Here is a 23139-nt window from a genome sequence, read left to right on the forward strand (position 1 = left end):
GCGCCTGTCCATTCCGGTTCATCCCCGCGTGTGCGGGGAACAGGCGCCAAGGAACAGCCCAAGCCCCGTTGCCAACGGTTCATCCCCGCGTGTGCGGGGAACAGTTCCTCCGGGCCGATGCTGACCTCCAGGTTGGCGGTTCATCCCCGCGTGTGCGGGGAACAGAGCAAACCCGCCGCCGCCGTCAAATCCGCCCCCGGTTCATCCCCGCGTGTGCGGGGAACAGCGCAGCCAGAGTTTTTTCAGATCAGAGCAGACCGGTTCATCCCCGCGTGTGCGGGGAACAGACTTCCCATAAGCGACTGATTATCATCAACTAACACAACACCTCGAATAGCACCAGATAAATGACCCCTTATACCTCGCCGACAAACACCACCCCTTTTCGGCGTCGTAGCCCAGGCTGGGGCAGATTGTGCTGTCGTCCATTACAGGGCAGAGCGTTAAGGTGGTGCGGCGCCAGTCGGGCCAATCTTGGGTCAAGGCGGCGATCTCGGGGGTGGATTGATCGGGCAGGTCCAGCCCGTGCTGGCCGCGGCCTGTTCAAAGTCGGGCACCATCGCCCGGCACGGCCCGCACCACGGTGCCCAGAAATCCACCAGCAGCGGCAGATCATCGCCCCGCGCCGCCTTGCCCGGCGTGGCGAAATCCACCGCCACCGAACAGGCCGGGATCAGCGCCGCCCAGCAGACCCCGCATTTCGGCCCCTGCGCCAGCCGATCATCCGGCACCCGGTTGGCCTGCGCGCAATCCAGACAGATCAGCGTTTTCGGCTGTGACGTGGCACCCCCCGTTCAGCGCAGCCAGCCTCTGCCCTGCAACGCCGCAGCCCGGCGCAACGTTGCAAGGCCCGCTCAGCTTTCCGCATAATCCGCGACCGGCGGACAGGTGCAGACCAGATTGCGGTCGCCATAGGCGTTGTCCACCCGCCCGACCGGCGGCCAGTATTTGTCCACCCGGAACGCGCCCGGCGGGAAACAGCCCTGTTCGCGTGAATAGGCCCGGTCCCATTCCGCCACCAGATCCTCGACCGTATGCGGCGCGTGGCGCAGAGGGCTGTCCGCCGCGTCGATGCGCCCCTCGGCCACCTCGGTGATCTCGTCACGGATCGCCAGCAGCGCGGTGATAAAGCGGTCGATCTCGGCCTTGGTCTCGCTTTCGGTCGGTTCCACCATCAAGGTGCCAGCCACCGGCCAGCTCATCGTGGGGGCGTGGAAACCGTTGTCGATCAGGCGCTTGGCAATGTCATCCACCGTGACGCCATGTTCGGCAAAGGGGCGGGTGTCCAGAATGCACTCATGCGCGACGCGGCCCCGGTTGCCCATGAACAGCACCGGATAGGCCCCGGCCAGACGGCTGGCGATATAGTTGGCGTTCAGGATCGCCACGCGCGTCGCCTGCGTCAGCCCCTCGCCGCCCATCATCAGGATATAGGCCCATGAAATCAGCAGGATCGAGGCGCTGCCGAACGGAGCCGCCGACACCGCGCCCCCGTCCAGATCGCGCGGATCGCCGGGCAGATAGGGGGCCAGATGCGCCTTGACGCCGATCGGCCCCATCCCCGGCCCACCACCGCCATGCGGAATGGCAAAGGTCTTGTGCAGGTTCAGGTGGCTGACATCGCCGCCGATCTGACCCGGCTGCACCAGCCCGACCAGAGCGTTCATATTCGCCCCGTCGATATAAACCTGCCCGCCGTGGTCATGGGTGATCTGGCACACCTCGCGCACGGTGTCCTCGAACACGCCATGGGTCGAGGGATAGGTAATCATCACCGCCGCCAGCCGGTCGCCCGCCTGCGCGGCCTTGTCGCGGAAATCCTCCAGATCAATGTCGCCATTGGGGGCGGATTTCACCACCACCACCTTCATCCCGCACATCTGCGCACTGGCCGGGTTGGTGCCATGGGCAGAAACCGGGATCAGGCAGATGTCGCGATCCTCGCCCCGCGCGCGGTGATAGGCGGCAATCGTCAGCAGCCCGGCATATTCCCCCTGCGCGCCACTGTTGGGCTGCATGGAAAACGCGTCATAGCCGGTGATCCGGCACAGCTTGTCGGTCAGATCGGCAATCGCCTCGGCATAGCCCTGCGCCTGATCGGCAGGGGCAAAAGGATGCAGCGCGCCAAATTCGGGCCAGGTGATCGGCATCATCTCGGCGGCCGCGTTCAGCTTCATCGTGCAGGACCCCAGCGGGATCATCGCCCGGTCCAGCGCCAGATCGCGATCCGACAGCCGCCGCATATAGCGCATCATCTCGGATTCCGCCCGGTTCATGTGGAACACCGGATGGGTCAGATAATCGCTGTCGCGCAGCAGTTCCGCCGGAATCGCCGGTTCGGTCGCCGCATCGGGCGCGGCCTCGATGCCGAACGCATCCAGCAACCGCGCGATCACGCCCGCGTCGGTGGTTTCATCCACGCTGATACCCACGCGGTCGCGGCCCACGCGGCGCAGGTTCAGCCCGCGCTGTTCAGCGGCGGCCATGATGCCCTGCTGGCCCACACCCACGCGCACGGTGATGGTGTCGAAAAACGCCTCGGGTTCGACCTCGGCCCCGGCGGCACGCAGCGCACCCGCCACCGTCACCGCGTTCAGATGCACCCGCTGCGCAATCGCCCGCAGCCCGACCGGCCCGTGAAACACCGCATAGAACGACGCCATCACCGCCAGCAAAGCCTGCGCCGTGCACACATTGCTGGTGGCCTTTTCGCGGCGGATATGCTGTTCGCGCGTCTGCAACGACAGGCGATAGGCCATGCGCCCCGCCGCATCGACCGACACGCCGACGATCCGCCCCGGCATGGCCCGCTTCAGATCGTCGCGGCAGGCCATAAAGGCCGCATGTGGCCCGCCATAGCCCATCGGCACCCCGAACCGCTGCGACGACCCGATGGCAATATCCGCCCCCATCGCCCCCGGCTCTTTCAGAATGCACAGCGCCAGCAGATCGGTGGCCACCACGGCCAAGGCCCCGACCGCGTGCAGCGCCTTTATATCCGCGCTCAGATCACGCACATGACCATAGGTGCCGGGATACTGGAAAATCGCCCCGAACACCGCGCCGGGGTCCAGCGCCTCGGGTGCGCCCACGATCACCTCAACCCCCAGCGGAGCGGCCCGCGTTTGCAGCACGGCAATCGTCTGCGGATGCAGGTTCTCATCGACGAAAAACGCCCGCGCCCTGGCCTTGGCCGACCGCAAGGCCATGGCCATCGCCTCGGCCGCCGCCGTCGCCTCGTCCAGCAGGCTGGCATTGGCCACCGGCAGCCCGGTCAGATCGGCCACCATGGTCTGATAATTCAACAGCGCCTCAAGCCGCCCCTGCGCAATCTCGGGCTGATACGGGGTATAGGCCGTGTACCACGCCGGATTTTCCAGAATATTACGCTGAATCGCAGGCGGAGTGACGGTGCCGTAATAGCCCTGCCCGATCAGACTGGTCATCACCCGGTTCTTGCCCGCCACCTCGCGCATCCGCGCCAACAGCGCCGATTCCGACAAGGCAGGCCAGTCCAGCGGCCTTTCCTGCCGGATCGCCGCAGGCACCGTCTGCCCGATCAACTCATCCAAAGTCCCCGCCCCGACCACGCGCAGCATCTCCTCCATCTCGGCAGGGCTGGGACCGATATGACGGCGGTTCGCAAAATCATCGGGGTTATAGTCGGTAAGGGTCCAGCGGGTCATTCATCAACTCCTGAAAACCCGGCCGCCACAGCAACCGGAATGGGCATCTTTGGTCCTTAAATATCCCGGGGTCCGGGGCAGCGCCCCGGCCTTCGGGGGCAACCGCACAACCCGTCAGCCGATCATCGCCTGATAACCGGCCTCGTCCATGAACCCATCCAGATCGGTGCCCCCGGCAGGCTTGATGCGGAAAAACCACGCCGCCATCGGATCGGCATTCACATCGCCGGGCGCGTCAGCCAAAGGCGCGTTCACGGCGGTAATCACCCCCGCCACCGGCGCGACAATATCCGATGCCGCCTTGACCGATTCGATCACCACGATCTCCTCGCCCGCCGCAACCTCGCGCCCGACCTCGGGCAGTTCGATGAACACGACATCGCCCAGTTGCTCGCTGGCGTGGCGGGTGATGCCGACCACGATTTCATCGCCCTCGGCGCGCAGCCATTCGTGATCCTGGGTATATTTCAGCATGGGTTCGCTCCTCAGCGTTTATAGGTGGTCTTGACGAAAGGCATCGGGCTGATGGCCACCGGAATGCGCTTGCCGCGCAACTCGGCCCACAGGCGCGTGCCCTCGGGCAGTTCGGGGTCAAGGATGGCGACGGCGATCGGCCCGCCCACCGACGGCCCGAACCCGCCCGAGCGGACCCGCCCAAGGCTGCGGCCCTCGGTTTCGGCGTCGAACAGCTCGACCCCTTCGCGGATCGGGGCGCGGCCTTCGGGGCGCAGGCCACGGCGGGCACGCGACGGACCTTCCTCAAGCTCCATCAGCACGCCGCCCGCACCGGGAAAGCCGCCCTCGCGCGCGCCACCGCGACGGCGCACCCTGGGGATCGACCAGCCCAGCGACGCCTCGGCAGGGCTGACGGTTTCGTCCATGTCGTGCCCATACAGCGGCAAGCCCGCCTCCAGCCGCAGACTGTCGCGCGCGCCCAGACCGGCGGGGGCCACCTCGGGCTGATCCAGCAGCGCCTCGGCCAGCGCGGTGACATGCGTATCGGGCACCGAAATCTCGAACCCGTCCTCGCCGGTATAGCCGGATCGCGACACCCACAGTTCCACGCCCTGCCAGTCCAGCGCGCGCATATCCATGAATTTCATCGCCGCCACATCGGGCAGCAGCCGGGCCAGCGCCTGTTCGGCCTCGGGGCCTTGCAGCGCGATCAGCCCGCGATCCGTCACCGGCCTGACCTCGACGCCCTCAAGGCTTTGCAGATGCGCCAGATCGGCGGCGGCACAGGCGGCGTTGACCACCAGATAAAAGTGATCGCCCCGGTTGGCGATCATCAGATCGTCCAGAATCCCGCCTTCCTCATCGGTGAACAGCCCATAGCGTTGCCGCCCCGGCGCCAGCCCCAGCAGATCGGCGGGGATCAGCGTTTCCAGCGCCAGCGCCGCCGCCTCGATCCCGCCATCGGCGGGGATCACCAGCACCTGCCCCATATGCCCCACATCGAACAGCGAGGCATGGGCGCGGGTATGCAGATGTTCCCCCAGCACGCCGGTGGTGTAATGCACCGGCATATCCCAGCCGGCAAAGGGCACCATGCGCGCCCCTTCGGCGATGTGAAAATCGTAAAGCCCCGTTCGCCGCGAATCATCGGCCATGTCGTCCCCCTGTCACAGCCGCCGATGCGGCATCGTTACCCCGCCGGTCAGGCGACCAGCCGCGTCGATGCCCCCTCTGTCCCTGCCCCGTGGGGGCGCCTGAGATCGTTATCCCTTCGGCGGGCGCGAGCGCCACTCTCCAGAGTTTATGGGAACGCGGTCTTTCCGCCTGAGAGTTTACCGGGGCGGTTGCTCCTTCGGCACAGGCCCGCATTGGGCCAGCTTCTCCCGTCGTTCCGACCAAAGTGCTAGCGGGTGGCCGCGCGGCTGGCAACAGTTTTATGATCGGCTGATGGCGCAACCATGCCGCGAACCACTCGATTTTGCGGCGGGGATCGGCTAGGGCGGGGCATGGATTCACGCTGCGCATTCCTGACCCCTGCCCTGCTGGGTGCCGCGATCACCGCCGCACCCGTGGCGGCGGCTGCGCAGCAGGATGCGCCGGACGGGGCAGCGGCGCGGGTGGCCGTGACCATGGCCTTTCACGGCACGCAACAGGAACCGGGGCAAAGCGCCGCCGATGCGCTGGCCGTCAGCCGGGCGGCGCTGGCGGCGGGCTTTGATGTGCGGCGGCTGGAATATCCCACCGCCCTGCCCGAAGCGCCCGCCACCGCGCCGCAGGTGGCGCTGGTGTTTCTGTCCGGCGATGCCGATGGCGGCGCGCCGGGCGGCTGGCCGCTGGAGCGGATCGCCGCGCAATGGCAGGGGGCCGGGGCGCTGATCGTGGTCGCCGAAAGCTGCCCGGCCACGCCCGGCACCGCCCCGCTTGCCACCCTGCCCGATCCGCCGCCGCGCGCCCTGCTGGCCGCGCCCGCCGATTGCAGCGCCACGCCGCGCCTGACCGATGCGCTGACCACCGCGCTGACCCGGCCGGGGGCCGAAATCGCCGCCACCCTGCGCGCGGCGGGCATGGCGCTGCGTCAGGGGGCCGACTGGCCCGGCCTGACCGCAACCCCGGCAACCGCCCCGGCCAGCCCCCCCGCCGACACCCCCGCAGATACGCTGATCCTTGCCGCGCCGCTGCAACCCGTGCCGCCGCCACCCGCCGCCGCCCCGGTGCCCATGGCTCTGCCCACAGCGGCCCTGCCGCAGGATCGCGCCGCGCGCCCGACAGCGCCGGGCCTGCCCGAACCCTCGGTCATCATCGGCGATCCGGTGGACGACACGCCCGACACCGCCGCTGCCGTCACCGTGGTTCAAGGCCAGCCCCTGTCCACCGGCTTTGACGAACGCGAACGGTTGCGCAGCACCGATGCGGCGCTGTTCGCCAGCCTGCTGGACGCGGGGGCCTTTGACCCGGCCCCGGCGGAACAGGTCAGCGCCATCCAGGCTGAACTGGCGCGGATGGGCTGTTACACCGGCACGGTCGATGGCCAATGGGGGGCCGGGTCGCGCGCGGCGGCGCAGCGTTACTTTGCGCAGGCCGGAACCGCCGCGCCCACGCTGGCCCCCGAAACCGCGCTGTTCCGCGCGCTGGCCGCCCGCCCCGATCTGCGCTGCCCGCCCCCCGCGCCGCAGCCGGTGGCGCAGCCCGCCCCGCGCGCCACGCCAGCCCCCGCCGCCCCGCGCGCCACGGCACCCGCGGCGCAGCCCCGCCAGCCGTTCGCCCGCCAGCCCGCACCTGCCCCCGCGCCGCCCGCCGCCACCCCGGCCCCGCGCCGGATCGACCCGAATGCGATCGGATCGGGTGTTTTCCGCTGACCGGGCAAAAGCGAACCGGCTTTCCACGTTGAATGGATTGCTTTTTATCATCCACCCCCTAGGATCACGCCGCGAACCACCGAACAGGAGCAATGCCATGAGCCGCCGCGACGAACTAATCGCCAAATACGCCTCTGACATGGAAGCCAAGCTGGGCATGAAACCCGATATGGACCTGCTGACCAAGGTCACGATCGGCTGCGGCCCCTCGATCTATCGGCCCGACAGCGAAACCGTCGCATCAGGCGACCCCGAGGAAATGGCCCGCGTGCGCCAGAACTTTCTGGTGAAAAAGCTGGGCCTGACCGATGGCCCCGAACTGGATGCCGCGCTGGACGCCGTGATCGAGCGTTACGGCCGCTCGAACCGCAGCAAATACCGCCCGGTGGTCTATTACCTGCTGTGCGAACATTTCGGCAAACAGTCGGTTTACGGCTGATGCCCCCGCCCCCGGAGCCGCGCCGGCTCCGGGGGCCTGCCGCACGGCCCTGCCGGGTCACGGCCAGACCGGCGCGTGATCCAGCCCGGCGGTTTCCGGCCACCCGCCGATCAGATAGGCGCTCTGCCCCGCCGCCCCATCGCAATCACCAGATCGCGCCGGACCGGCGGCATGGCTGACAAAGGCAGGATTGCAGCCGCTGGCCCCTCTGGCCTGCGGCGGCGCATCGCTCACGCGCACAAAACCCCGCTCTGCATAAATCCGCCGCGCACCATCGAGATCAGATGCGGCGTAAAACCACCCCGGCACCGCCGCCACCCACGCCCGCCAGATGCGCGATGGCGGTGGCGATTTCGGGCATATGGACATGCTGCAACGGCTTGCAAGGCTGCACGTTTCCATTGCTGTCGGCAAAGCCCAGGGTGCCGCCCCCGGCCCCGCCAGCACCCCGGCCAAAGCCCTCGTCGGCAATACAGCACATCCAGTTGCGGCAATCGCGCCGCATCCCAATGCTGGATCACCAGATCCACCAGCCGCGACGACACAGCGGGAAAGCGATCCGCCAAGCGGCTGCCCGCGCTGCTGTCCCCGGCGACATAGACCATCTCACAAAAGATGCCCGGCAATCAGCCGCTTCACCCCTCCAAAGCCGCTGATCCCGACAATACCGACCCGAATGGCGATGGCGACGACGCCCTGTTTCACGAAAACGCCGGTTCATGGCACGCCGATATGCGGGGGCAAACAGCACATCGCCACCGGGCAAGGCCCGATGCAGCGCCAAGCCATGCGATAACGCCCCGGCTTCGGCAAGATGCCCCGCAGATATGCGGCGGCAAACAGCGCGACCGCGCAACCCGGCGCAGCCCCAAGCCTCACGGCAGCGCCGCCAAAATGCCGGGCCATTCCGTCCTGCCGGACAGCGACCAGACAGCGCGGCGATGATCTGTTCAGCCGTTTCCAAAGGGCTTATCGAATACTGGCAGCCTTGTTTCTGATAACCGCGCACACCGCCACCGGGTCGGTCCTGCCGCAGCCCAAAGCCACATAGCGATGCGCCCTGCCCCGGCAAAACGCCGATTCAGGCTGCCCGCCGGGTTCCGGGTCTGTCATGCGCCGTCACCATACAAACCCGCTGCGGTTCAAAGCCACATGGCGATGCCCCTGCACCGGCCAATGCTGGCTCTATCCCGCCCTGCCGGACAGCGTGGTGATGACAAGTTCAACAATTTCTGCAAGCGGGTCGAAGGCTGGCGGGTCTCGTTCCTGATAACCGCACCCGCCGCCATTGCCGCGCTGATGCGGCGTCCGGCGGGTGGTGGTGTGTCGTCGCCGTGCAGGATCGCCGGGTCAGCCCGCTCTGCGGTTCAAACCCGGAAAATCCGCCCCGGCTGTGCACAGCTTGTGTACGCTCTGTGCACAGGCTGTGCATGGGTTGTGCGGCCCGAAGCCCTGCAAATGCTGGTCGTAACCCGCCCGGCGTTGCGCCGCGCGCCTTATGCCGCGCGCGGTGGTGTTGCGTCACCCGCCGCAAAGGCCGGGCGCCCCTTTGGCGCGGCCTCGGGATGGCCGCGTGGCGCCCTATTCCGTCATCGCCTTGATCGCGGCGACGTGGCGGGCGCTGGCGGTCAGGCAATCGGCCGCCAGTTCGCGCGCCTGACCCAGCGGATCGTCGCTGATGCGGTCGATCAGCCCCCAGGACAGCGCCTCGGGCGATTCGATCCGCGCGCCCGCCATCAGGATCATCCGCGTGCGCGACGGCCCGATCAGCCGCGCCATCCGCCCCGGATCGCTGGGCTGCGGCAGAAACCCCAGCCGCATCACCGGGTAAAAGAACCGCGCCCCCGGCACCGCCACGCGCAGATCGCAGGCCAGCACCATGCCAAAGGCTCCGCCCGCCAGCGTGCCGTTCAGGGCTGCAATCGTCAGGCAGGGCATGGCCGCCACCTGCCCCGACAGCGCCTCCCATTCGGGGGCGATGGCCAGCCCGGCGCGGGCCTCGTCGATGTCGGCCCCGGCGGAAAACACCTTGCCTGCCCCGGTCAAGATCACCGCCCGCACCGGATCGGGCCGGTCGGCGATGCGCACCAGATGCCCGGTCAGATCCCGCAGCATAGCGCGGGTCAGCGAATTGGCCTTGTCCTGCCGGTCGATGGTCAAAATCGCCAGACCCTCGGTTTCGGTGCAGTGGATCACGGATTTGCTCCTTTTCCTTGGGCGGTCATTATGCCATCACTCTTGCGAATTTTGCCGAATGTCCCGGAAAGGTATCAGGTATGATCCGTCTTCTTTCAACCTCGACCGCCGCGCTGATTGTTGCGGCAGCCCCCGTTTTCGCCGAAGTCACCCCGGTTCAGGTCTGGGATGCCCTTGTCCAGCAGTATCGCGAAAGCGGCCTGAGCCTGAACGAAGGCAGCCGCGAACAGGCCGGTGACACGCTGACCATCAGCGATGTGACCATTGATGGCAGCAACATGATGCCGATGCCCGTGGACGAAGGGCAGGCGCAGGCTGAATTCACGCTGCAAATCCCGCGCGTGGTGCTGTCCACCACCGGCGACGGCAATGTGCGCACCGTTTTCGAAGGCGACTGGACCGGCGAACTGAAAGCCCCCGACCCCGAGGGGAATCAGGGCACGCCCATCACGCTGAGCCTGACCATGCCGGGCAACGAGATGGTGACGTCGGGCACGCCCGAGGCGATGAACCACAACCTGAACTATCCCGAGATGAGCGGCACCATCACCATGCGCGACCCGAAAGGGAACGAAGTGCCGGTGAATTTCGCCGTGACCGACACCAGGGGCAGCTATAACACCAGCGGCACCCCGGCCACCGGCACGCAATCCGACTATAACATGACCAGCGCCGGGGCCACGCTTAACATCGACAGCGCCATCCCCGAAAGCGACGGGCAGCCGGCCGGCCATATCAAGGCCGATCTGGCGGTGAAGGAAATGACCGGCACCGGCACGCTGAACATGCCCGCAGGCGATCACGACATGGGCAAAGCCATGAACGCGGCGCTGCGCGCAGGTGCGGAACTGACCGGCGACCTGACCTTTGCCGGCTACGAAGGCTCGGTCGATTTCTCGGGTCAGGACGAAGACGGCGCCGACCAGTCGGGCAATATCAACTTTACCGCCGGCAAGGGCGCGCTGGCTGTCAGCATGAACAGTCAGGCCGTCAGCTATCGCGGCAATGCCGAATCCGCCGCGGTGGATCTGACGATCAGCACCATGCCCTTCCCCATGTCCTATGCTGTCGGGCCGCAAAGCTTTGACGTGACGCTGCCGGTGATGCAATCGGATACGGCGCAGCCCTTCAGCGTGAAATACGCGCTGGAAGGTCTGACCCTGGGCGATGCGATCTGGGGCCTGTTCGATCCGACCGCGCAACTGCCGCGCGATCCGGCCAGCCTGACGGTGGATGTCTCGGGCGATCTGATGGTCACGCGCGACCTGATGGACCCGGAATTCGAACAGCGCATGATCGCGGCCACCACGCCGCAGGGCGACGCCACCGAACTGAGCGCCGAACAACTGGCCGAACTGGAAGCCCTGCAAGACGAGGCCGTGCCGTTCCAGCCGGTGAAACTGGCGCTGAACCAGATCGCGCTGCGCGCCATTGGCGCCACGGCAGACGTCAAGGGCGAACTGACCGCAGGCCCCGACGGCGATTTCAGCCAGCCCGTCGGCAATATCGAGGGCAGCTTTACCGGCGTGAATACGCTGATCGACCGGCTGGCCACCCTTGGCCTGATCCCGCAGGAACAGGTCGCGGGCGCGCGGATGATGCTGATGATCTTTGCCAAGCCCGTCGCCGGTCAGGATGACGCGCTGGAAACCCATATCGAAATGCGCGAGGATGGCTCGGTCTTTGCGAACGGGCAGCAGATGCAATAAGCAAACCCGCACAGGCCGCCCGTGAACGCGGGCGGCGGGCGGGCCGGGCCGGGTGTCGCATCCCGGCCCTTTGCGTATCGGACAGCAGGCATATGGCGGGACGAATGACGGATCAGGCAGAACTGGATCGGCTGACGGGCGCTTTGCTGACAGCCGCGCGGCGGGCGGGGGCCGAACAGGCCGATGCCATGGCGGTGCGCGGGCAGTCGGTGTCGGTCGATGTGCGCGGCGGGGCGCTGGAACATGCCGAACGGGCCGAGGGCACGGAAATCGGCCTGCGGGTGCTGATCGGCGGGCGTCAGGCCAGCGTGTCGGCCTCGGACCTGTCGGATGACACGATCCGGCAGATGGCCGAACGCGCCGTCGCCATGGCGCAAGAGGCCCCGGTCGATGATTACGCCGGGCTGGCCGACCCCGATCAACTGGCCCCCCTGCGCGATGCCCGCGCGCTGGAACTGGCCGATACCGCCCCCGACCCCAGCCCCGACACGCTGGCCGAACTGGCCCTGCGCGCCGAAGCGGCGGCACTGGCCCATAGCGGCATCACCCAGGTCGAGGCCGCCAATGCCAGCTTTTCGCGCCGCGATTTTCATCTGGCGGCGACCAACGGGTTCAGCGGCGGATACAGCCGCACATCGCACGGCATATCGGCGGTGGCGATCACCGGCGAAGGTCTGGGGATGGAGCGTGATTACGCCGGCGAAGGCCGGGTCTGGGCCGCCGATCTGCCCGACCCGGAATGGATCGGCGATCTGGCCGCCACGCGCACGCTGGCCCGCGCCGGATCGCGCAAGCCGCCGACGGGGGCCTTTCCGATCCTCTATGATCGCCGGGTGGCGGGCGGGCTGATCGGGCATCTGCTGGCCGCGATCAACGGCACCGCCATTTCGCGCGGGGCCAGCTGGCTGCTGCGCGCCATGGACGAACCCGTGCTGCCCGCCGGTCTGGACCTGACCGAAAACCCGCATCTGCCGCGCTATCCCGGCTCGCGCCTGTTCGACGCCGAGGGGTTGCCGACCGCGCGCCGGGCCATCGTCGCCGATGGCGTGCTGCGCGGCTGGCTGCTGGATCTGGCCACCGGGCGCAAGCTGGGCCTGCCCAGCACCGCATCGGCGGCGCGGGGGATGACCTCGCCGCCGTCGCCCTCGCCGGGGAACATGGCGCTGACGCAGGGCGCTGACAGCCCCGACGACCTGATCGCGCAGATGGGGCGCGGGCTGATCGTGACCTCGATGCTGGGGGCCTCGGTGAATGCGACCACGGGCGATTATTCGCGCGGGGCCGCCGGGTTCTGGGTGGAAAACGGTCGCATCGCCTATCCGGTGAACGAATGCACCATCGCGGGCAATCTGCGCGACATGCTGATGACGATCCGCCCCGCCAACGATGCCGAGGACTGGCGCAGCCTGCGCGTGCCCAGCCTGCTGGTTCAGGGCATGACGGTGGCCGGTGCCTGAGGGCGCGCGCGACGACAGCGCCGATCTGGCGCTGCTGGAACAGGCCGCGCAGGCAGCGGGGCAGATCGCCCGCCGCTTTTGGGGGCAAAGCCCGCAGGTCTGGGACAAGGGCGGCGATGCCGGCCCCGTGACCGAGGCCGATCTGGCCGTCAACGATCACCTGTCATCAGTGCTGCGCGCCGCCCGCCCCGGCTATGGCTGGCTGTCCGAGGAGGACGAGCAGGAACCGGCGCGGCTGGAGGCGCGGCAGGTGTTCATCATCGACCCGATCGACGGCACCCGCGCCTTTATCGACGGACAAAAGGACTTCGCCCATTCGCTGGCCGTCGCCACCGGCGGGCAGGTGACGGCGGCAGTGGTGCATCTGCCCTTGCGCGGGCTGACCTATATCGCCACCGCCGCTGGCCCCGCGCTGCTGAACGGCCAGCCCATTGCGCCGCGCGACCACGGGATCGAGGGCGCGCGCATCCTGACCTCGCGCCCCAGTATGGACCCGCAGCATTGGCGCGGCGGTCAGGTGCCGGGTTTTCGGCGCGAGTTCCGCTCGTCTCTGGCGTGGCGGCTGTGTCTGGCGGCCGAGGGGCGCTTTGACGCAGCCCTGTCGCTGCGCCCCGCCTGGGAATGGGACATCGCCGCCGGTGCGCTGATCGCGCAGCGCGCGGGCTGTGCGGTGTCGGACCGGCACGGCGGGCAGATGCGGTTCAACAATCAGGGCGCGATGGTGGACGGGCTGGTGATCGCGGCCCCGCGCCTGCACGGGCAGATCATGGACGCCCTGGCCCAAAGCGGGCTAGAACGGCGCTGACACGAGGAGGCGACACGCATGAATATCCTGATCCTGAACGGTCCCAACCTGAACCGTCTGGGCAAGCGCCAGCCCGAGATTTACGGCGCCACCACCCTGCCCCAGGTCGAAGAGATGTGCCGCGATGCGGCCAAGGTTCTGGGCCTGTCCGCCGACTGTTTCCAGACCAATCACGAAGGCCAGATGATCGACCGCATCCACGCCGCCTGCGATGGCGCGGCGGACGGAATCATCATCAACCCCGGCGCATGGACGCATACCTCGGTCGCGGTTCTGGATGCGCTGAACAGCTTTGACGGGCCGGTGATCGAGGTTCACATCAGCAATATCCACAAGCGCGAAGCGTTCCGGCATCATTCTTATGTCAGCGGTCGCGCCGATGCGGTGATCGCCGGGTGCGGGGTGCAGGGCTATCAATTCGCGGTGGCGCGGCTGGCGGCGCTGTTGGGGCAGCGGTAAGGTTTGCGCCCCAAGGCCGGGGGTTTTACCCCCCAGCCCGGCCCAAGGGCCGGGCGTTCGTCGGGGAAAAGGTCCACTGGACCTTTTCCTGACCCTCCTCACCCCCCAGGATATTTCCGGACCAAAGATGCGGGCGTGCCGCTGTGTCGGGATCAGTCGAAGACGATGCGGGGGAAATAGAAGCTGACCACCCAGTTCGGCATATCGACGATTTCCGAGATGCGCAGGTCGCCGCAGACGGAACACAGCATATAGGCATCGACCGCCGCCAGCCCGCGCGTGGCGCCGAGGTGATCGACCATGGCCGCCACCGCGTCGCGCGCCGCTGTCATCAGGTCGGGACCGATGCCGGTCGTGACCTCGTATCCTGCGGCGTCCAGATGCCGGGTGACGGGGCCGGGGGTGGTGAAGCGCGGGGTTTTCAGGTTGGCGCCCTTGACCAGATCGAGGGTCAGCACGGCGTCCATCGGGGCCTCGATCGCGGTGCCGCAGACCTCGCCATCGCCCTGGGCGGCATGGGTGTCGCCGATGGAAAACAGCGCGCCTTCGACCTCGACCGGCAGATAGAGGGTCGCGCCGGCGGCCAGATCGCGGATGTCGAGGTTGCCGCCCATCCGGCGGGGCGGCACCACCGAATGCAGCCCCGGTTCCGCCGGGGCCACGCCGATGGTTCCGGCAAAGGGTTTCAGCGGCACCCGCGCATGGTCGCCGAACAGCGCCGGGGCCATGCTGGCCGGGTCATAGCGCCAGACATGCAGCGCCGGATCGGGGAACTGGTCGGCCAGCAGGCCAAAGCCGGGGATATTCGCCGTCCAGCCAAAGCCACCGTCCGTGTTGCGCGGCTGAAAGGCGTCCAGCGTGATTTTCAGCGCGTCGCCGGGCTGCGCGCCCTCGACCCAGACCGGGCCGTTCACCGGGTTCACGCGGCCGAAATCCAGCGTTGCGACATCGGCCACGGTCGAGCCGGGGCGGAACTGGCCGCCGGAACTGTCCTGGCATTCGAAGCGGATCGTCTGCCCCGGATCGACCCGCAGCACCGGGGCAATCGTGTTATCCCAGCCAAAGTGATGCTGCGCGCCGTGGATGGTGTAATCGCAGGCCTTGCACATGATGTTCCCCCCTTGCTGCGGCCAGCCTAGCGCAACGGATGCGCCATGTCAGCCGTCAGGCGGCGGCAAAACCGGCCAGCAGCGCGTGGACATCGGACCGCGCCACGCTGCCCCGCGCCCCTTGCAGCAGCACCTTGCCGCGTTCCAGCACGGTAAAGCTGTCGCCCAGATCCCATGCAAAGTCGAAATATTGTTCGACCAGCACCACGGCCATTTCGCCCTGATCGCGCAGCGCGGCGATGACGCGGCCGATCTGGGCGATGATGTTGGGCTGGATGCCCTCGGTCGGTTCGTCCATCAGCAGCACCCTGGGGCGGATCACCAGCGCACGGGCGATGGCCAGTTGCTGTTGCTGCCCGCCCGACAGGTCGCCGCCGCGCCGGTGGGCCATATCGGCCAGCACCGGAAAGCTGTCATAGATCGCATCGGGCACCTTGCGCGCCCCGCGCGGCAGGCAGCCAAAGCCGGTTTCCAGATTCTCGCGCACGCTGAGCATGGGAAAGATCGCGCGGCCCTGCGGCACATAGGCGACGCCGCGGCGCGCCATCTCTTGTGCGGTGACGCGGCCAAGGCGTTCGCCCATCAGCCGCAATTCCCCGCCCGAGCGGGGATGCCGCCCGGCCAGCAGGTTCAGCAGGCTGGTCTTGCCGACGCCGTTATTGCCCATGACACATGTCACCTGCCCCGGTGTCGCCGTCAGCGACACCTCGTGCAGGATCTGCGAGCCGCCATAGTGAAGGGTGACGTTTTCAGCCTCGATCATCGCTCAGCGCCCCAGATAAACTTCGATCACGTCAGGATTGGCGGACACATGGTCCAGCGAGCCTTCGGCCAGCACGCTGCCCTGATGCAGCACGGTGACGCGGCAGTTCAGGCGGCGCACGAATTCCATATCATGTTCGACCACCACCACGGCGCGGGTCTGCGCCAGCCGGGACAGCAGCGCGGTGGTCGCCTCGCGTTCGGCCACGGTCATTCCGGCGGCGGGTTCATCGACCAGCAGCAGGCGCGGTTCCTGCGCCAGCAGCATTCCGATTTCCAGCCATTGTTTCTGGCCGTGCGACAGCTCGCCCGCCTTGCGGTGCAGATGGTCGGCCAGGCCGACCTCGGCCGCCAGTTCGGCGACGCGCGCGTGGCTGGTGGCATCGGGGCGCCAGCGCAGCACCGCCAGCGGGCCGCGCGGGGCGCGCAGGGCCATGGTCAGGTTGTCGTGGACCGACTGATCCTCGAACACGGTGGGGCGCTGGAACTTGCGGCCGATCCCGGCGCGGGCGATCTGCGCCTCGGACAGTTTCAGCAGCGAGACCGAGTTTTCGCCCCACAGCACATCGCCGCTGTCGGGGCGGGTCTTGCCGGTCACGATGTCCATGAAGGTGGTCTTGCCCGCGCCATTGGGGCCGATCACCGCGCGCAATTCGGCGGGGCCGATTTCAAAGGACAGGTTGTTGATGGCGCGGAACCCGTCAAAGGTTTTCGACACGCCCGAAACTTCCAGCAATGCGGTCATGGCTGGGCCTCCTTTTCCTGCAAGGCGCCAAGGTCGGGGCCAAGATCGCGCCCGTGCCGGTCGGGGCGGCGCATCCCGGCCAGCAGGTCAAAGACCGACGACAGCCCGCGCGGCGCGAACAGCGTCACGCAGACAAAGCCCAGCCCCAGCAGCACCTGCCACCAGTCGATCCACTGGATGCGGTAAAAGCCAAGGTCCAGATCGGGTGCCCGCCCGCCGGTGAACCAGCTTGACAGCAGCGACACCACGATGGCCCCGGCCACCGCGCCATAAATCCGCCCGCGCCCGCCGATGGCGACCCAGACCGCCAGATAGATCGAGGCGATCGGCATCAGTTCCGCCGGGTTGATGATGCCCGCCTGCGGGTAATACAGCGCCCCGGCGATGGCGCAGATCATGACGGTCAGGGTAAAGATGGTCAGCTTGTAGGTTTCGACCGAATAACCCAGAAAGCGCACCCGGCTTTCATCGTCGCGGATGGCGCGGATCACGCTGCCGAACTTGCCCCGCGTCAGCCCTGTGGCCAGCACGAAACCCAGTGCCAGCGCCACGGCCGAGGCCCACAGAAACCAGACCGAGATCACCGCCTGCGGCTGATCGGTCAGGCCGGGGATGTTTTGCAGGCCCGACAGCCCGTTATTGCCGCGAAAGCCGCTGTCGTTCTGAAACAGCCACAGCGCAAGGGCCAGCGTCATCGCCTGGGTCAGGATCGACAGGTAAACCCCGTTGACGCGCGACCGGAAGGCCAGCCAGCCAAACAGGAACGCGAACACCCCCGGCACCGCCAGCACCAGCAGCAATTGCATCGGCAGGCTGCCCGCAAAGGCCCATGTCCACGGCAGTTCCGTCGATCCGACCACGCCGAACACCTGCCCGGCGATGCCCTGGCGGATTTCTTCGGCACTGGCCGGGATGGGCGAGTTGGCCAGCGTGGCGGCGACGATTTCCCCGGTGCGGGCATACATCAGCCACATGCCGATCATATAGCCGCCAAGGGCGAAAAACGCCATGTGGCCCAGCGACAGGATACCGGCATAGCCCCAGACCAGATCCATCGCCAGTGCCGCCAGCGCAAGGCACAGGGTCTTGCCCAGCGTCTTGACCATGGATGTGGGGATAGCGCCCGAGCCATAGGCCTCGGACATCAGGGTGGCGGCCAGCGTGAACAGCGCCAGCAGGACCAGCGCGGCCAGAAGGGCGGGGTATTTGCGGATCAGCATGGCTTACACCTCGGCGGCGCGGCCCTTTTGCGGCATGATGCCGCGCGGCCGGAACTGGATAAAGATGATGATGAACAGGATCATCCACGTCTGCGCGGCCAGCGTATTGGCCGGGTTCAGAACCTCGATGCCCTTTTGCAGCCCGCCGATCAGCGCAGCACCCGCCAGCGTGCCCCAGATATTGCCGACGCCGCCGACCACCACGGTCATGAAGGATTGCACGATATAGCCCTGCCCCAGTTCCGACGTGACCTGCGCGAACAGGCCGATGGCCACGCCCGCGATCCCGGCGATGCCCGAACCAAGGCCAAAGGTCATCATGGCGATACGCCCCGGATTGATGCCCATGCTGGCGGCCATGCCGGGGTTCTGGGTGACGGCCCGCACCTCCAGCCCCAGCCGGGTGCGGCGCATGATGAACAGAAACAGCGCCAGAAAGATCAGCGCCAGCACAAAGATCGCCACCCGGATGGACGAGATGCCGACGATTTCCCCCCACCCGACCGAGCCTTGCAGCCAGTCGGGCGCGGTCAGCGGGCGGGCCTGCGTGCCAAAGATGTTCTTGGCCAGCTGTTGCAGCGCAATCGACACCCCGAAGGTGGCCAGCAGCGTTTCCAGCGGGCGGCGGGCCAGATGGCGGATCACCAGCAGATACAGCACCACCCCGGCGGCGAATGTCACCGCGAAAGCCGCCGGCAGCGCCACGATCAGCGACAGCGTGCGGTCGGAAATCAGCCCCTGCACGACATAGCCGGTATAGGCGCCCATCATGATGAATTCGCCATGCGCCATGTTGATGACGCCCATCACCCCAAAGGTGATCGCCAGACCGATGGCCGCCAGAAAATAGATCGAGGCCAGCGACAGCGCATCCAGCGCCAGATCCACGCCGGTCAGCGCATTCTGGCGCAGCGCGATGGCATTCAGCGCCGATTGCGCGGCTGCGGTCACGGCCGGGTCGGGTTCGGCATAGATGTCGGCAAAGACGTGGCGGGCCAGCGCGGCGTCCACCTCGTCCGTGGTGGCGGCCAGCGGCACAAGGCCCTGACGCTCCAGCGCGGACCAGGCGCGGTCGCGGGCCGCCGGGTCGGACAGATCGGCCAAGGGCACGCCCCCCACCATACCGTCGCGGATCTGCGCCGCCAGCGCCGCCTTTTGATCCGCGCCGCTCAGCGGGGCCTGCGCCAGACCGCCACGCACCAGCAGCGCATAGGCTTCATCGCGCGCAAGATCGTCGCCCGGCGTCAGGCTGCGGGCGATATTGGCCCCCTGCGGCAAGGTCAGCCCGGCAAAGCGGGTGGTGGCCAGCAGCGGATTCAGCGCCCCCTGAAAATCAGCCCCGGTCGAGCCGGACAGATCCCCGATGGCCGCCACCCGCGCGGCGCTGTCGGGGTCAAAGCGGATGGTCAGCAGCCGTTCCAGCCGCAGCTTGCGGGCGGCCAGTTCCGGGTCGGGGTCGGGCGGGGCCGCGCGCAGCGCCGCCAGATGATCGGCATTGCCGTCGCGGGCGATGGCATCCAGCGCAGCCGCGCGGCGGGCCGGGTCGGGATCGGCGATCTGCCCGGCCACCAGCGCCCCGGCGATCAGCCCCCGCACGCCTGAATTGGGCCGCAGCGCACGGGCCTGCCCCGGCACCTCTGCCCCGGTCACGGCATCGCGCAGCACATCGCCCTGAATAATGACCAGCCGCCCGTCATCGGCCTGCCCCAGCCGCCGGTCGGCCCATGCCGCCAGCAGAGCCGCCCCCTGCGGCCCGGTCTCGGCCAGCGCCTCGATCACCGGGGCGATGGTCTGGCGCGAGGGATTGGCGATCTGGTCGCGGTGCCGGTCGATCACCGCGCCCAGATCCTGTGACTGAGCAGGGGCAGCAGACCACGCTGCGATCATCACCAGAAAACAGAACAGAACATGTCGCATAGGTTTCGCCCCCGTCCAGCCATTCATCGGGGCGGCGCAGGGCCGCCCCGCATCGCGTCAATAATTCGACTGAATCTGCACGCAGCTTTCGGTCTGGCTGTTCCACATGCCACAGCCCTTGCCCGGCCAGTCCGAGGTCAGCACGGCCGAGGCAGGCAGGTAATCGGTCCAGGCATCGCCCGGAACCGGGTCGGTCTGGCTGACGATATCGAACTGGCCGTCCTCGCGGATTTCACCGATCAGCACCGGCTTGGTCAGGTGGTGGTTGGGCAGCACGGTGGCGGTGCCGCCGGTCAGGTTGGGCACCTCGACCCCGACGATGGCATCCAGCACCGCATCGGTGTCGGTGGTGCCGGCCTTTTCCACCGCCGCGACCCACGCCTGAAAGCCGATCATCGTCGCCTCCATCGGGTCGTTGGTCACGCGGCTTGCATCGCCGGTAAACTGCTGCCAGCCCTGAATGAAGGCGGCGTTTTCGGGCGTGTCGGCGCTTTCGAAATAGTTCCACGCCGCCAGATGGCCGACAAGATTGGCGGTATCCAGCCCCGACAGTTCCTCTTCGCCGACGGAAAAGGCCATGACGGGGATGTCATCGGCGCTGATACCCGCCGCCGCCAGTTCCTTGTAAAAGCCGACATTCGCATCGCCGTTGATGGTGGACACCACGCCCACCCGCTTGCCGTCGCGCCCCAGCGCAACCACATCCGCCACGATCCGCGACCAGTCAGAATGCCCAAAGGGGGTATAGTTCACGAAAATATCGCCGCCAGCGACGCCCTTGCCCGCCAGATAGCTTTCCAGAATCGTGTTCGTGGTGCGCGGATAGACATAATCGGTGCCCAGCAGCGCCCATTTTTCCACGCCCAGCTCATCGGCCATGTAATCCACCGCCGGGATCGCCTGCTGGTTCGGGGCCGCGCCGGTATAGATGACGTTTTTCGACGATTCCTCGCCCTCGTATTGCACGGGATAGAACAGCAGGCCGTTCAGTTCCTCGACCACCGGCAGCACCGCCTTGCGGCTGACGCTGGTCCAGCAGCCAAAGATGGCATCCACGCCCTGATCGGAAATCAGCTCGCGCGCTTTTTCGGCGAACAGCGGCCAGTCCGAGGCGGGATCGACGACCACCGCCTCGATCTGCCTGCCCAGAACGCCGCCTTTGGCGTTTTGCTGTTCCACCAGCATCAGGACGGTATCCTTCAGCGTGGTTTCGGAAATCGCCATCGTGCCGGACAGCGAATGCAGCACGCCGATCTTGATGGTGCCGTCATCGGCCAGTGCCGCGCCCGCCAGCACCAGCGCCATGGCCGAGCCGCCCAGAATTGCCCTTGCTTTCCGCATCTTGTTCCCTTTCAGGCCGCATGGGTCCACCCGCTGCCGGAACCGGCGCGGCGCAGTCTGTGCGCGGCGTTTTGTTTAACCGTGGCAGCCGCCTGTCGCGGCCTTCGCATATGCAGAAAAACCGGGGCGGGCAGCGGCGGCAATGCTGCGCGGGCGTTTCGGCCCCGCCGGACGCCGGCTGCCCGTTTGCGGGGCGGCAGCGGGCCGCGCTGCCCTGCGATTAAGCAAAACCGTCACGCCGGGGCCAGCACCAGCCCGCCCTGAACGGCGATGAAATCCGCAATCGCGGCCACGCCCTGCCCGTGGCGCAGCGCCGCCATGACCACCGCCCGCCCCGCGCGCGATTCGCGGGCATCCGATTCCAGCAGTGCGGCATCCACGCCGACATGCGGCGCCAGATCGGTCTTGTTCACCACCAGCAGATCGGATCGCGCCAGACCGGGGCCGCGTTTGCGCGGAATATCCTGCCCGGCGGCGGTGTCGATCACATAGATCGTCAGATCGGCCAGTTCCGGCGAAAAGGTCGCGGCCAGATTGTCGCCGCCCGATTCGATCAGGATCAGGTCAAGATCAGGATGCGCCGCGCTCAGATCGGCGACGGCGGCAAGGTTGATACTGGCGTCCTCGCGGATGGCGGTATGCGGACAGCCGCCGGTTTCAACCCCGCGCACCCGGTCCGAGGGCAGAACCTGCGCGCGGGTGACGGCCTCGGCGTCTTCGCGGGTGTAGATGTCGTTGGTGATGACCGCCATCGACAGGCGCGGGGCCAGCAGGCGGGCCAGTTCGATGGTCAGCGTCGTCTTGCCCGCACCGACGGGGCCGCCGATGCCGACACGCAAGGGGCCATTGCTCATGTCCGAAAGATCCTTGTTTGCATGGTTTCATGGCGCATCTGCGCAATTTCGGCACCAATGGCGCAGGTGCCCAGATCGGATTCGCCCGCATCCGCCGCGCGGGCGGACAGGTGCAGGATCGCCGGGCCAAGCCCGTGCAGCAGCGCCTGCCCCTGATCCGCCCCCAGCGGCAGGTATCGCACCGCCGCCAGCGTCAGGTTCAGCGCCTGCCCGTGCAGATACAGCGCGATCACCTCGGCCCGCGGCAGCGGCTGGCCCGACAGCGCGCGCCCCACCGCCACCGGCAGCGCAGCGGCAGAGGCGGGCGCGCCGGTCAGAGCCGCCGCAGTGCGGGCAAAGGCCGCGCCTTGTTCCAGCGTATCCGTCAGCCGTTCCGACGACAGGCACAGCGCGCGGGCCAGATCGTCCAGCGCGGCATGATCGGCCCCGGGGCGCAGCGCCAGCGACAGGATCACCGCATCCGACCAGCCCGCCCCATGGGCCAGCACATCGCCCAGCCAGCACGCCAGCCCGTCCGCATCCCGGATCATGCCCTGATCCATCGCCCATTCCAGCCCCTGCGCATAGGCGAACGCCCCGGTCGGAAAGGCAGGCGACAGCAGTTGCACCGCCAGCAGCCGGGCCGACCCGGCGGCGTCAGTGGCGGCGTCAGTGGCTGTGGCCAAAGGTGCGGCCATGGCCATAGGCCCCGCCCTCGGGGCAAAACGGCGCAAAGCTGCGCGTGACGCTGCCCCCCAGTTGCAGCACCATCTGTTCCAGCACCGGATCGGCGCGGATCACCAGATGATCTGTTCCGATCTGGCACGGGCAATGGCGGTTGCCGATATGCCATGCCAGCCGCAACAGATCGCCGGTGATGTGCAAAACCGGCTCGTAAGCCTCGGCCACCTCGATGGCGCGGCCATCGGTCAGGGCCAGCGCCATACCGCCCGACAGGCTGACCGTCTGCGGCAGATCGACCATAAAGGCCGCGCCGCTGTCGGTGGTCAGGCGTTTGCGGCGCAGGCAGCGGGCGTCGTAATCCAGCACCACCCGGCCCGCCACCTCGCGGCCATGATCCGGGGGCAGCACGCTGTCGGCCACCCCCAGATCGACGGGGTTCGTTACAGTTTTCGCGGTCTGGGTCATC

21 protein-coding genes, 1 pseudogene, 1 CRISPR repeat array and 1 riboswitch (1 of these 24 only partly in view) are annotated in these 23139 nt (G+C 67.6%); of the genes and pseudogenes, 6 read left to right on the forward strand and 16 right to left on the reverse strand.

Features of this window, described 5'->3' with window-relative positions; genetic code table 11:
• Positions 1 to 287: a CRISPR direct-repeat array (repeat unit 29 nt; unit sequence CGGTTCATCCCCGCGTGTGCGGGGAACAG) (it extends 230 nt beyond the left edge of the window).
• Between the two features lie 240 nt (positions 288 to 527).
• The 4 genes and pseudogenes from Q4G14_RS04510 to gcvT form a co-directional block, all read right to left on the reverse strand.
• Positions 528 to 764 (reverse strand): annotated as a pseudogene (locus Q4G14_RS04510) (thioredoxin domain-containing protein); the annotation flags it as partial.
• A gap of 90 nt (positions 765 to 854) precedes the next feature.
• On the reverse strand, positions 855 to 3686 hold the full coding sequence (gene gcvP / locus Q4G14_RS04515; RefSeq protein WP_303360541.1) for an aminomethyl-transferring glycine dehydrogenase: 2832 nt from the start codon (positions 3684 to 3686) through the stop codon (positions 855 to 857).
• Between the two features lie 114 nt (positions 3687 to 3800).
• A complete protein-coding gene (gene gcvH / locus Q4G14_RS04520; protein ID WP_303360659.1) occupies positions 3801 to 4157 on the reverse strand; it encodes a glycine cleavage system protein GcvH in 357 nt (118 codons plus the stop codon).
• A gap of 14 nt (positions 4158 to 4171) precedes the next feature.
• Positions 4172 to 5296: a glycine cleavage system aminomethyltransferase GcvT gene (gcvT, locus tag Q4G14_RS04525; RefSeq protein WP_303360542.1), complete on the reverse strand. Its 1125-nt coding sequence runs from the start codon at positions 5294 to 5296 to the stop codon at positions 4172 to 4174.
• Between the two features lie 147 nt (positions 5297 to 5443).
• Positions 5444 to 5538, reverse strand: a riboswitch (glycine riboswitch).
• A 109-nt stretch (positions 5539 to 5647) separates the two neighbouring features.
• Between gcvT and Q4G14_RS04530 the strand changes: the two genes are divergently transcribed.
• Positions 5648 to 6997 carry a hypothetical protein gene (locus tag Q4G14_RS04530; protein WP_303360543.1) on the forward strand — a complete coding sequence of 450 codons (1350 nt, stop codon included), beginning with the start codon at positions 5648 to 5650 and terminating at the stop codon, positions 6995 to 6997.
• Between the two features lie 97 nt (positions 6998 to 7094).
• Entirely contained in the window at positions 7095 to 7436 is a 342-nt protein-coding gene (locus Q4G14_RS04535; protein ID WP_303360544.1) for a DUF2853 family protein, read from the forward strand.
• 57 nt (positions 7437 to 7493) lie between these two features.
• Here the strand turns inward: Q4G14_RS04535 and Q4G14_RS04540 are convergent, their stop codons facing one another.
• The 3 genes from Q4G14_RS04540 to Q4G14_RS04550 all read right to left on the reverse strand — a co-directional run bounded on the left by Q4G14_RS04540 (position 7494) and on the right by Q4G14_RS04550 (position 9632).
• Positions 7494 to 7670 (reverse strand): hypothetical protein, encoded by a 177-nt coding sequence (locus Q4G14_RS04540; RefSeq protein ID WP_303360545.1) that lies wholly within the window; start codon positions 7668 to 7670, stop codon positions 7494 to 7496.
• A gap of 46 nt (positions 7671 to 7716) precedes the next feature.
• Positions 7717 to 7917, reverse strand: coding sequence for a hypothetical protein (locus Q4G14_RS04545; protein ID WP_303360546.1), 201 nt, complete (start codon positions 7915 to 7917; stop codon positions 7717 to 7719).
• A gap of 1100 nt (positions 7918 to 9017) precedes the next feature.
• On the reverse strand, positions 9018 to 9632 hold the full coding sequence (locus tag Q4G14_RS04550) for an enoyl-CoA hydratase/isomerase family protein (RefSeq protein ID WP_303360547.1): 615 nt from the start codon (positions 9630 to 9632) through the stop codon (positions 9018 to 9020).
• Between the two features lie 80 nt (positions 9633 to 9712).
• Here Q4G14_RS04550 and Q4G14_RS04555 point away from each other — a divergent pair, with 80 nt between their 5' ends.
• The 4 genes from Q4G14_RS04555 (at position 9713) to aroQ (ending at position 14062) form a co-directional block, all read left to right on the forward strand.
• A complete protein-coding gene (locus tag Q4G14_RS04555) occupies positions 9713 to 11341 on the forward strand; it encodes a DUF2125 domain-containing protein (protein ID WP_303360548.1) in 1629 nt (542 codons plus the stop codon).
• Positions 11342 to 11445: 104 nt separating this feature from the next.
• The gene (locus Q4G14_RS04560) at positions 11446 to 12798 is read left to right on the forward strand and encodes a TldD/PmbA family protein (protein ID WP_303360549.1); all 1353 of its coding nucleotides are present in this window, start codon (positions 11446 to 11448) and stop codon (positions 12796 to 12798) included.
• Positions 12791 to 13603 carry a 3'(2'),5'-bisphosphate nucleotidase CysQ gene (locus Q4G14_RS04565; RefSeq protein ID WP_303360550.1) on the forward strand — a complete coding sequence of 271 codons (813 nt, stop codon included), beginning with the start codon at positions 12791 to 12793 and terminating at the stop codon, positions 13601 to 13603. Before Q4G14_RS04560 ends, Q4G14_RS04565 begins: the two co-directional genes overlap by 8 nt.
• 18 nt (positions 13604 to 13621) lie before the next feature.
• A complete protein-coding gene (gene aroQ, locus Q4G14_RS04570; protein WP_303360551.1) occupies positions 13622 to 14062 on the forward strand; it encodes a type II 3-dehydroquinate dehydratase in 441 nt (146 codons plus the stop codon).
• Between the two features lie 152 nt (positions 14063 to 14214).
• On the opposite strand, the gene Q4G14_RS04575 is transcribed toward aroQ, so the two are convergent.
• The 9 genes from Q4G14_RS04575 to Q4G14_RS04615 form a co-directional block, all read right to left on the reverse strand.
• Entirely contained in the window at positions 14215 to 15171 is a 957-nt protein-coding gene (locus tag Q4G14_RS04575) for an acetamidase/formamidase family protein (RefSeq protein ID WP_303360552.1), read from the reverse strand.
• Between the two features lie 55 nt (positions 15172 to 15226).
• Entirely contained in the window at positions 15227 to 15934 is a 708-nt protein-coding gene (gene urtE, locus Q4G14_RS04580) for an urea ABC transporter ATP-binding subunit UrtE (RefSeq protein WP_303360553.1), read from the reverse strand.
• 3 nt (positions 15935 to 15937) lie between these two features.
• Positions 15938 to 16678, reverse strand: a complete 741-nt coding sequence (gene urtD / locus Q4G14_RS04585) for an urea ABC transporter ATP-binding protein UrtD (RefSeq protein ID WP_303360554.1) — start codon at positions 16676 to 16678, stop codon at positions 15938 to 15940.
• Positions 16675 to 17898 carry an urea ABC transporter permease subunit UrtC gene (gene urtC, locus Q4G14_RS04590; protein ID WP_303360555.1) on the reverse strand — a complete coding sequence of 408 codons (1224 nt, stop codon included), beginning with the start codon at positions 17896 to 17898 and terminating at the stop codon, positions 16675 to 16677. Before urtC ends, urtD begins: the two co-directional genes overlap by 4 nt.
• A gap of 3 nt (positions 17899 to 17901) precedes the next feature.
• Entirely contained in the window at positions 17902 to 19815 is a 1914-nt protein-coding gene (gene urtB, locus Q4G14_RS04595; protein WP_303360556.1) for an urea ABC transporter permease subunit UrtB, read from the reverse strand.
• A 57-nt stretch (positions 19816 to 19872) separates the two neighbouring features.
• Positions 19873 to 21156 (reverse strand): urea ABC transporter substrate-binding protein, encoded by a 1284-nt coding sequence (urtA, locus tag Q4G14_RS04600; RefSeq protein ID WP_303360557.1) that lies wholly within the window; start codon positions 21154 to 21156, stop codon positions 19873 to 19875.
• 233 nt (positions 21157 to 21389) lie between these two features.
• Positions 21390 to 22010: an urease accessory protein UreG gene (gene ureG, locus Q4G14_RS04605; RefSeq protein ID WP_303360558.1), complete on the reverse strand. Its 621-nt coding sequence runs from the start codon at positions 22008 to 22010 to the stop codon at positions 21390 to 21392.
• Complete coding sequence (locus Q4G14_RS04610; protein WP_303360559.1) at positions 22007 to 22687, reverse strand: urease accessory protein UreF; 681 nt, start codon at positions 22685 to 22687, stop codon at positions 22007 to 22009. Before Q4G14_RS04610 ends, ureG begins: the two co-directional genes overlap by 4 nt.
• Positions 22659 to 23138, reverse strand: a complete 480-nt coding sequence (locus Q4G14_RS04615; protein ID WP_303360560.1) for an urease accessory protein UreE — start codon at positions 23136 to 23138, stop codon at positions 22659 to 22661. The genes Q4G14_RS04610 and Q4G14_RS04615 overlap by 29 nt, the downstream gene beginning before the upstream one ends.
• Position 23139 lies beyond the last annotated feature (1 nt).

Source organism: Paracoccus sp. (in: a-proteobacteria), from assembly GCF_030538755.1.
In the GTDB taxonomy this organism is placed as follows: Bacteria; Pseudomonadota; Alphaproteobacteria; order Rhodobacterales; family Rhodobacteraceae; genus Paracoccus.

Bases quoted from the DNA above. Each gene is read 5' to 3' on its own strand.
- gcvP (WP_303360541.1), bottom strand. From the start codon at position 3,686: ATGACCCGCTGGACCCTTACCGACTATAACCCCGATGATTTTGCGAAC.
- gcvT (WP_303360542.1), bottom strand. From the start codon at position 5,296: ATGGCCGATGATTCGCGGCGAACGGGGCTTTACGATTTTCACATCGCC.
- Q4G14_RS04530 (WP_303360543.1), top strand. From the start codon at position 5,648: ATGGATTCACGCTGCGCATTCCTGACCCCTGCCCTGCTGGGTGCCGCG.
- Q4G14_RS04535 (WP_303360544.1), top strand. From the start codon at position 7,095: ATGAGCCGCCGCGACGAACTAATCGCCAAATACGCCTCTGACATGGAA.
- Q4G14_RS04545 (WP_303360546.1), bottom strand. From the start codon at position 7,917: ATGTGCTGTATTGCCGACGAGGGCTTTGGCCGGGGTGCTGGCGGGGCC.
- Q4G14_RS04555 (WP_303360548.1), top strand. From the start codon at position 9,713: ATGATCCGTCTTCTTTCAACCTCGACCGCCGCGCTGATTGTTGCGGCA.
- Q4G14_RS04560 (WP_303360549.1), top strand. From the start codon at position 11,446: ATGACGGATCAGGCAGAACTGGATCGGCTGACGGGCGCTTTGCTGACA.
- aroQ (WP_303360551.1), top strand. From the start codon at position 13,622: ATGAATATCCTGATCCTGAACGGTCCCAACCTGAACCGTCTGGGCAAG.
- Q4G14_RS04575 (WP_303360552.1), bottom strand. From the start codon at position 15,171: ATGTGCAAGGCCTGCGATTACACCATCCACGGCGCGCAGCATCACTTT.
- urtE (WP_303360553.1), bottom strand. From the start codon at position 15,934: ATGATCGAGGCTGAAAACGTCACCCTTCACTATGGCGGCTCGCAGATC.
- urtD (WP_303360554.1), bottom strand. From the start codon at position 16,678: ATGACCGCATTGCTGGAAGTTTCGGGCGTGTCGAAAACCTTTGACGGG.
- urtC (WP_303360555.1), bottom strand. From the start codon at position 17,898: ATGCTGATCCGCAAATACCCCGCCCTTCTGGCCGCGCTGGTCCTGCTG.
- urtB (WP_303360556.1), bottom strand. From the start codon at position 19,815: ATGCGACATGTTCTGTTCTGTTTTCTGGTGATGATCGCAGCGTGGTCT.
- urtA (WP_303360557.1), bottom strand. From the start codon at position 21,156: ATGCGGAAAGCAAGGGCAATTCTGGGCGGCTCGGCCATGGCGCTGGTG.
- ureG (WP_303360558.1), bottom strand. From the start codon at position 22,010: ATGAGCAATGGCCCCTTGCGTGTCGGCATCGGCGGCCCCGTCGGTGCG.
- Q4G14_RS04610 (WP_303360559.1), bottom strand. From the start codon at position 22,687: ATGGCCGCACCTTTGGCCACAGCCACTGACGCCGCCACTGACGCCGCC.
- Q4G14_RS04615 (WP_303360560.1), bottom strand. From the start codon at position 23,138: ATGACCCAGACCGCGAAAACTGTAACGAACCCCGTCGATCTGGGGGTG.